The organism is Streptomyces dioscori, assembly GCF_003024195.1.
Classification (GTDB): domain Bacteria; phylum Actinomycetota; class Actinomycetes; order Streptomycetales; family Streptomycetaceae; genus Streptomyces; species Streptomyces dioscori.
This window is the reverse complement of the sequence record NZ_KZ679040.1, coordinates 404938-414120: the sequence shown is the minus strand read 5'-3', so window position 1 is coordinate 414120 and position 9183 is coordinate 404938. Positions and strand designations below refer to the sequence as shown.

5 protein-coding genes are annotated in these 9183 nt (G+C 71.9%); all 5 read right to left on the bottom strand.

What is annotated here, in order from left to right:
• Positions 1 to 173: 173 nt before the first annotated feature.
• Complete coding sequence (locus C6Y14_RS09775) at positions 174 to 1757, bottom strand: vWA domain-containing protein (protein ID WP_225891009.1); 1584 nt, start codon at positions 1755 to 1757, stop codon at positions 174 to 176.
• Positions 1758 to 2095: 338 nt separating this feature from the next.
• Positions 2096 to 2968: an ABC transporter permease gene (locus tag C6Y14_RS09770; RefSeq protein WP_107016144.1), complete on the bottom strand. Its 873-nt coding sequence runs from the start codon at positions 2966 to 2968 to the stop codon at positions 2096 to 2098.
• The gene (locus tag C6Y14_RS09765) at positions 2965 to 5721 is read right to left on the bottom strand and encodes an alpha/beta fold hydrolase (RefSeq protein ID WP_107016143.1); all 2757 of its coding nucleotides are present in this window, start codon (positions 5719 to 5721) and stop codon (positions 2965 to 2967) included. Before C6Y14_RS09765 ends, C6Y14_RS09770 begins: the two co-directional genes overlap by 4 nt.
• Before the next feature lie 235 nt (positions 5722 to 5956).
• Positions 5957 to 7402: an APC family permease gene (locus C6Y14_RS09760; protein WP_107016142.1), complete on the bottom strand. Its 1446-nt coding sequence runs from the start codon at positions 7400 to 7402 to the stop codon at positions 5957 to 5959.
• A gap of 237 nt (positions 7403 to 7639) precedes the next feature.
• Positions 7640 to 9151 (bottom strand): CoA-acylating methylmalonate-semialdehyde dehydrogenase, encoded by a 1512-nt coding sequence (gene mmsA / locus C6Y14_RS09755; protein WP_107016141.1) that lies wholly within the window; start codon positions 9149 to 9151, stop codon positions 7640 to 7642.
• Positions 9152 to 9183: the final 32 nt, after the last annotated feature.

The window sequence follows — 9183 nt, the reverse complement described above, 5'->3', positions numbered from 1 at the left end:
CCCCACCCCTCAGGGGCGCGGGGAACTGCGCGCTCAACCCCCACCAGGCCGCACCCGCCCGACGGCCTCACGTCCCCACCCCTCAGGGGCGCGGGGAACTGCGCGCTCAACCCCCACCAGGCCGCACCCGCCCGACGGCCTCACGTCCCCGCCCCTTTCAGGGGCGCGGAGGGCTACGACGGGGTCAATGTCGTTGCCTGGGTGATCGTGTCTGACAGGTCGTTGATCGCGGTGCTTTCCGTCGTGGCGGCCAGGGCCGATGCGTGGCGGGCCAGTTCGCGCAGCGGCGGTGACCCCGGCAGCGTGCCCCCGCGCAGCGCGTCCGCGAAGTATGCGGCCACAGCCGTGACCTGGAGTCCGCTCCGTGCGGTCGTCGTCGTCCACAGCGGCCCGTCGAGGGCGCCCGCCTCCACCCGGCCCGTCTCCTCGTGCGGGACGCGGGTCGAGGGGTCCAGCCAGCGCACGGTGGCCGTCGCCACATGCCCCCGCGCGCCCGGCTTGACCCGTACCGCGTACAGCGCCGTCACCGTGTGTCCGGGACCCGTCTCGCCGCCGTCCACCCGGTCGTCGCGGAAGTCCTCGTCGGCGACCTGCCGGTTGTCGTAGCCGATCAGTTTGAACTGGTCGACCGTCTCAGGGTCGAAGGACACCTGTGCCTTCGCGTCCCTCGCGGTGAGGTCGATGTTGCGCGGCAACTCGTCGCAGAAGACCTTGCGCGCCTCCTCCGCACCGGACACGTACGTCGTGTGCCCGTCCCCCTTGTCCGCGAGGCGTTCCATCAGCGCGTCGCCGTAGTCGCTGCCCACGCCGACCCCGAAGAGGGTGATGCCGTGCGCGCGGCGGGCGTCCGCGATCCGGTCGAGGATGGCGTCGGCGTCGGTCTCACCGGTGTTGGCGAGCGCGTCGGAGAGCAGCACGACCCGGTTGGTGGCGCCTTCGCGCAGTCCGTCGACGGCTGTGCGGTAGCCGGTCTCGACGCCCGCGCCGAGGTTGGTCGAGTCGGTGGGTTCGAGGGTGTCGATCGCCTCGTGGACGCGGCCTCTGTGGTCGCCCAGGCGTGTCATCGGGAGTACGGTCCTGGCCTCGTCGCTGAAGCTGACCAGCGCGACCGCGTCGTCGTCGCGCAGCCGGTCCGTCATCACGTCCAGGGACTGCTTGGCCAGGTCAAGGCGGCCCGGTTCGGCCATCGAGCCCGACACGTCGATGACGAAAGTGAGGGCGGCGGGCCGGCGTTCGCCGTCGTCCTCGGCCTCCCGGGTGGCGAGGCCGACGCGGAGGAAGCGCCAGTCCCGGTTCTCCTCGCCGGGACTCTCCTCGCCGAAGTTCTCCTCGGGGGCGGCCGTGCGGGCGCCGTCCATCGTGACGGTGAAGCCGTTGCCGTCGGGGCGCTCGTAGTTCTGCCGGAAGCTGTTGATGAATTCCTCGGGGCGGACCGTCGACGGATCGGGCCGTCGGCCTTCCCGCAGGGTCCGGCGCGCATAGCCGTAGGACGCGGTGTCGACGTCGAGGGCGAAGGTGGAGAGGTAGTCGGCCGGGGGTGCGGTCTCCCGGAGTTCGCCCTTGCGCTCGTCGCCCTCGTAACCCTGGTCGGTTCCCCTGCCCGTGTCCGGCGGGGCCGTCGGCCGGGCCGGGGCGGGGGCGGGGAAGCCGTTGTCCTCCCGGGCCTTGCCGCCGCCCCGGTCGTTCGAGTCCTCGCCGATTCCGCCGCCGCAGGCGGTGAGCAGGAGTCCGAGTGAGACGGTCGCCGCGACGAACACTCCACGCACCCGCCGCCCCCGCCGTCGCACTCGTACGCGCGGTCGCCGCGAGCCCGGCGGTCCTCCCCACGGGTCAGCCCGCTCTGTCCGATACCGCTCTGTCCGCTGCCGTTCGGTGCGCCTCATGTGTGTCCCCTCGGTGACCGCTGTGAGCCGACGTCTGTGACTGTGACGGCCGGGGCGGGCGGAAGGAGCGGCCCGAGGCGTTGCGGATGGATCTCGATGCGGCCACGGTGGGCGCCGGTCGAGACCGGTGGGTGACCCTCCGGAGACCTGGGGGTCACCGGAGGGTCGGAGGGGCACTAGGAGGGTGGGACAGAAGCCGCTTCGCGGGGCTTCTAGGACACCACGTCCTTGCGGGCGAAACCGCGGAAGGCCAGGGCGAACAGCACCAGCGCGTACGTGACCGAGACCGCCGTGCCCTGGATCATGCCGCCCCATTCGGGGGTGGGCTGCACCGCGTCGGCCCACGCGAACTGCCAGTGTGCGGGCAGGAAGTGGCGCCAGTCGCCGAGGGCGGTGACGGCGTCCAGTACGTTGCCGACGATCGTCAGGCCGACCGCGCCGCCCACCGCGCCCAGCGGAGCGTCGGTCTTCGTCGACAGCCAGAACGCGAGCCCGGCGGTGACCAGTTGGGACGCGAAGATGAACGCGATCACGATCACCAGTCGCTGGGCGGCCGTACCCGCGGACAGGGAGCCGCCGGTGGGGATCTCCAGCGGACCCCACCCGTACGCGACCGAGCCCACCAGCAGTGCGACGACCGGCAGCAGCACCATCGCGGCGAGGCTGAGGCCGAGCGCGACCACGAGCTTGGACCACAGGAGGCGGCCCCTGGGCACGGGTGCGGCGAGCAGGTAGCGCAGGGAGGACCAGCTGGCCTCCGAGGCGATGGTGTCGCCGCAGAACAGCGCGACCGGGATGACCAGCAGGAAGCCCGCCGAGACGAAGAGGTTCGTCGCGGCGAAGTTGGCGCCCGAGGCCGTCGCCGTGTCCATGAGGCTGACCCGGCCCTCGCGGCCCTCCGGCTGGCCGCCGATCGCGAAGGCCACGACCAGCACGAACGGCAGGGCGGCGAGGATCGCCCCCATGACCAGCGTGCGGCGCCGCTTCAGCTGGCGGATCAGCTCGACCCGCAACGGCAGGGTGCGCCCGGCCCGGTAGCCGTCCGCCACTTCGGGACGCTCTGCACGTTCTACGAGGGTGCTCACGCGGAGCCTCCGATCAGGGTCAGGAACGCGTCCTCCAGGCGGCGGTGGGGGCCGAGGGAGGCCACCGGTACTTCCAGCCGGACCAGCTCCACGAGGAGCCGGGCGGCTGCCGCGGAGTCGTCGGCGGGCACGGAGTCGTCGACGGGCGCGGAGTCGGCGGCTGCCGCGGAGTCGGCGACGGCCGTTCCGGAACTCGCGGTCACCGGGACGCGCGCCGACAGCCGTATCAGCAGGCCGTCGTCCGTGCGGACCGCCGAGTCGATGCCCGGGAGCGCCGCCACCTTCTCCACCAGCGGGTCCGGGACGTCGGTCGCGAGGCCGACGAGGAGGGTGTCGCCGGAGCCGATGATCTCGTGGACCGGTCCTGCCTGGACGAGCCGGCCGCGGTCCATGACGACCAGATGAGTGCAGGACTGCTCGACCTCGGCGAGGAGGTGGCTGGACACGATGACCGTGCGGCCTGCGGCGGCGTACCGGATCATGACCTCGCGCATCTCGCGGATCTGGGGCGGGTCGAGGCCGTTCGTCGGTTCGTCGAGGATCAGCAGGTCGGGGAGGCCGAGCATGGCCTGGGCGATGGCGAGGCGCTGCCGCATACCCTGGGAGTACGTGCGGACCGCGCGGGACAGCGCGTCCCCGAGGCCCGCGATCTCCAGCGCCTCCTCCAGGTGGGCGTCCTCGGGCGGACGTCCGGTGGCCTGCCAGTACAGGTCGAGGTTCTCGCGGCCGGACAGGTGCGGGAGGAAGCCCGCGCCCTCCACGAAGGCGCCGACCCGGGACAGGACCGGGGAGCCCGGCCGGATCGCGTGCCCGAAGACCCGGATCTCGCCGCCGTCGGGCTTGATGAGGCCCATGAGCATGCGCAGGGTGGTGGTCTTGCCCGCCCCGTTCGGGCCGAGCAGACCGAGGACCTGGCCCTTCTCCACGCGGAACGACAGGTCCCGTACGGCGTAGCGGTCCGAGGACTTCGCGTACCGCTTGCTCAGGTCGGTGATCTGGAGGGGGACTTCGGCGAGCGCCGGGTCGGGCGGGGTCGTGGTGGTGCGGCGGCGGCCCGTGAGCAGCAGGGCCAGCGCGGTCAGCGCGCCGGCGATCGGCAGCCACCACACCCAGGCGGGCAGTCCGGCCGCCCCGGTCGTCACCCCGGGCGCGGTCGGCACGGCGAGGTCGCTCTTCACGGAGACGGTGTACGTGGCCGGGGTCAGCGGGGACGCGTAGCCGAGGTCGGTCGAGGCGAGGACCAGGCGCAGGTGGTGGCCCTCCCGCACCTCGTGGTCGATGGCGGGCAGGGTGAGGCGCACGTCCTTGCCGCTGTCGCCGGTCGCGACGCGGACCGGGGTGACCAGCTGGGACGGGAGCACCTGCTGCCGGCCGCCGGGGCCGACGTCGTACACCTTGGCGAAGAGGACGGCCTCGTCGGTCGTCGACTTCACGTTCACCGTGACGGTGGGTGAGCCGGTGATCCGCAGGTCCCTGGTCACGGCCTTCGAGTCGAAGCGCGCGAACTGGCCGGGGAAGTCGAGCGACACCCCGACGCCGAGCGAGGACAGCTGGGAGAGGCCGCCGGCGCCGCCGAGTCCGGGGAGCGCCGAGATGCCGGGCGGGCTGGCGCCCGCGGGGTTGGAGAACTTCTGCTCGCGTCCGCTCAGCGCGATCTCGCGGTCGCCGCCGGTCAGGCCCGGGTAGGTGTCCCCGTCGGCGCCCCGCAACTGGGCGCCGCCGTCGGTCGAGTCGATGCCGCCGGTGCGGGTGACCCGGAACGCGGGGCCCGTGTCGGCGTTCTTGTCGTCCTTGAGGTAGCGGTCGAACCACGAGGTCACGCGTGCCTGTACGCGGTCCGTCTCCATGTCGCCGCCGTCGTGACCGCCGGCGATCCAGTCGACGTCCACGGGCGCGCCGTTGGCCTTGACCGCCTTGGCGATCTTGTCGGCCTGGCCGAGCGGGAAGAGGGAGTCGGTCTGGCCCTGCATGATGAGCGTGGGGACCTTGATGCGGTCGCCGACGGCGGAGGGGCTGCGCTCCTCAAGGAGCTTCATGGCCGCGGCGTCGGGCTTTCCGGACTCCGCGACGCGCTCGTACATCTCGCAGAGCTGTGTCTCGAACTTGGTGCAGCCGCCGCCGGAGTTGATGAACATCCCGGCCCAGAGCTTCTTGAAGACGCCGTTCGGGAACAGGGCGTCCGCGAGGTTCCAGTACGTGATCGCAGGGGCGACGGCGTCCACCCGCTGGTCGTAGCCCGCCGCGAGGAGGGAGACCGCGCCACCGTACGAGGCTCCGGCGACGCCCACCCGGGGGTCGCCGGCCTTGTCGAGCTGGACCTCGGGGCGCTTCGCCAGCCAGTCGATGAGCTTGGAGACGTCGGCGACCTCGCCCTTCGGGTCGTTCAGGCCGATCTTGCCGGTGGACCTGCCGAAGCTGCGGGACGACCAGGTCAGGACCGCGTAGCCGTCGCGGGCGAGGTTCTCCGCCTGCTCGCGTACGTCCTCCTTGTCGCCGCCGAAGCCGTGGGTCAGGAGGACGGCGGGGCGGCGGTCGCCCGAACCGGTGGAGCCCGAGGTGAAGTACGACGTGTCGATCCGCACCCCGTCCGCCGTGGGGATGACGCTGTCGGCGCGGTGCACCGCGGGGGCCTCGTCGGAGGCGACCGCGGTCCATGTCCCGGCGCCGGCCAGCACGACGACGAGGGCCGCGGCGGTCCAGCGGCGTGGGCCTCGCAGCCATCGTCGTGGTGCTGCGGGCATTCGAAGATCCATGGTTCAACCGTACGGGGCCCTGCCGGGTGGGGGCGGGGTCGGTGGGGGGAGCTTGGCGGTATCCCGTAGGAGTACGAGGGCTGTCACATGTACCGCGCGTGCGGTATGCGGGGTGGCTCCGCCGGTGGTCCTGTGCGGGTCGGTGGGGGCTGGTCGCGCAGTTCCCCGCGCCCCTTGGGGGCTGCGCCCCCTGAAAAGATTGCGCCGTTCCCCGCGCCCCTGGAGGGCTGCGCCCCTAGTGGGTGTCCGGGATCGTCACCAGCCAGCGGGTCGTTCGGCGGGGGCGTAGGTACAGGGCCCAGTAGAGGGTTGCCGCTGCTGTGATGCCGCCTGTCCATGCCAGGTACGTCGGGTCCTGTGTGGTGAGGACGTAGACCAGGACCGCTATGAGGAGGACCGGGAGCGTCGGCCACAGCGGCATGCGCCAGGCCTGGGTGTGGGCGTGGGGGCCTCGGCGGGCCAGGAGCGCGGCCACCGCGACCAGGATGTACATGCTCGTGACGGAGACGCCCGTGATGCCGTACAGGGTGTCGAGGTTCACGAAGCACAGGGCCGCGCCGGGTACGCCCACCACGAGCGTCGCCACCCACGGGGAGCCGAAGCGGCCGAGCTTCGACAGGACGTTGTTGACCGGCTCGGGCCAGGCCTTGTCGCGGGCGGAGGCGAACAGCACGCGGGAGTTCTGGATGACCATCACGATGCCCGCGTTGATGATGGCGAGCGCCACGCAGAGGCTGACGAACGTGCCGACCGCCGAGTTCGACCACGCGGCGACCATGCCGCTGATGTCCCCGCCGGTGAGCGCGGCCAGGTCCGGGGCGCCCACGGTGATCGCCGCCACCGGCACGAGGATGATCACCGTGGAGATGGCGAGGGTGGCCAGGACCGTGCGGGCCACGTTGCGGCGCGGGTTCTCCAGTTCCTCGGAGAGGTAGACGGCCGTCGAGAAGCCCTGGGTGACGAAGAGGGCGATCGCGAGGCCGGAGACCACCAGCATCACCGTCACGGTGTCCGGGTGCCCGCCGGGCCCGGCCACCTCCATGGACACCAGGCTGCCGGCGCCGCGCTCGGCGTGCGCGAAGCCGAGGACGGCCACGACGGCCGCCGCGACGACCTCAAGCACCAGGAAGATTCCGGTGATCCAGGCGTTGGCCCGCAGGTCGAGCAGGCCCGCGAGGGTGGCGAGCACCATCACGCCCGCGCCGGCCCAGGGCGCGTCGAAGTGCACGAGGGGCGCGAGGTAGTCGGCCGTGCCCATCGCGATCACGGGCGGGACGATCATCACGACGAGGAGCGACAGGACGAAGACCAGCCAGCCCGCGAGCCGGCCGGCCATCGTCGACACCATGGCGTACTCGCCGCCCGCGCTGGGGATGAGGGTGCCCAGCTCCGAGTAGCAGAACGCCACGGCGATACAGAGCAGCGAGCCGACGGCGACGGTCAGGGCAGTCGCCGTGCCGAGGGACCCGAACAGGTCGGGGACGACCACGAAGAGCGTGGAGGCCGGTGTCACGCAGGAGATCGTGAGCAGGGTGCCGCCGACGACCCCGATGGACCGCTTGAGCGTACGGGGACCGGTACCGGCTTCGTCGAGACCGGCTTCGCCGGGCCCGCTGTCCGCTCCCAAGGGGACGGGGACACGGGCGGGGACGGAGTCGACGGTGCGAAGCGTGTCAGTCATGGAGCGGTTCCGATCGACTCGTGCGGCGGGGGTGCGTGCTCCCGTGCCGCATCGAACCCTGCGGAATCCGAATCGTCAACGGTCCTCTACCTACGGAATCCGTAGCTCAAGAGGGGCTCAACTGTCGTTCATGACAGCGTGGAGCAAGCAGCCTCAGCCATCGGCGCCCGTGCGGGAACCGCAGCACGGGCGCCGAAATTCACCGGCGGGTTTCACCGGTGGAAGGCGCGGTCGGACTCAGTGGTTGCGCGGGAAACCCAGGTCCACGCCCGCCGGGCCCTCCGAGGGGTCCGGCCAGCGGGTCGTGACGACCTTGCCGCGGGTGTAGAAGTGCGTGCCGTCGTTGCCGTAGATGTGGTGGTCCCCGAAGAGGGAGTCCTTCCAGCCGCCGAAGGAGTGGTAGCCCACCGGCACCGGGATCGGCACGTTCACGCCGACCATGCCCGCCTCGATCTCCAGCTGGAAGCGGCGGGCCGCGCCGCCGTCCCGGGTGAAGATCGCGGTGCCGTTGCCGAAGGGGGAGCTGTTGATGAGGGCCACTCCCTCGTCGTACGTGTCGACGCGCAGCACGCACAGCACCGGGCCGAAGATCTCGTCCCGGTAGGCGTCCGAGTCGGTGGGGACCCTGTCGAGCAGCGAGAGTCCGATCCAGTGGCCGTCCTCGTGGCCCGGCACCGTGTACCCGGTGCCGTCTAGGACGACCTCGGAGCCCTGTGCGGCGGCGCCCGTCACGTACGAGGCGACCTTGTCGCGGTGGGCCGCGGTGATCAGCGGGCCCATCTCGGAGGCCGGGTCGTTGCCGGGGCCGATCTTGATCTTCTCGGCGCGCTCGCGGATCTTCGCGACCAGTTCGTCGCCGATCGCGCCGACCGCGACGACGGCCGAGATGGCCATGCAGCGCTCGCCGGCCGAACCGTAGGCGGCGGAGACGGCCGCGTCGGCCGCCGCGTCCAGGTCGGCGTCGGGGAGGACCAGCATGTGGTTCTTGGCGCCGCCGAGGGCCTGGACGCGCTTGCCGTTGGCGGAGGCGGTGGTGTGGATGTACCGGGCGATCGGGGTGGAGCCGACGAAGGAGACCGCCTTGACGTCCGGATGCTCCAGGAGGCGGTCGACGGCCACCTTGTCGCCGTGGACGACGTTCAGCACGCCGTCCGGGAGGCCCGCCTCCGCGAACAGCTCCGCGAGCCGGACCGCCGCCGACGGGTCCTTCTCGCTCGGCTTGAGCACGAAGGTGTTTCCGCAGGCGACGGCCAGCGGGAACATCCACATCGGGACCATCGCCGGGAAGTTGAACGGCGTGATGCCCGCGACGACACCGAGGGGCTGGCGGATCGACGCCACGTCGACCCGCGAGGCCACCTCGGTCGACAGCTCGCCCTTCAGCTGCACGGTGATCCCGCACGCCAGGTCGACGATCTCCAGGCCGCGCGCGACCTCGCCGAGCGCGTCCGAGTGGACCTTGCCGTGCTCGGCGGTGATCAGCGCGGCGATCTCGTCGCGGTGCGCGTCGAGGAGCGCCCGGAACTTGAAGAGGATCGCGGACCGCTTGGCGAGCGAGGAGGTGCCCCAGCTCGCGTAGGCGTCCTTCGCGGCGGCGACCGCGGCGTCCACCTCCTCGACGCTCGCGAAGGCGACCTTCGTGGTGACGGCGCCGGTCGCGGGGTCGGTGACCGGCCCGTACGTGCCCGACGCGCCTGCGGCGCTTTCGACGGGCTTGCCGCCGATCCAGTGGTTGACGATCTTCGTCATGCCGGGGAACTCCTTGTCATGCCCTAGAACTA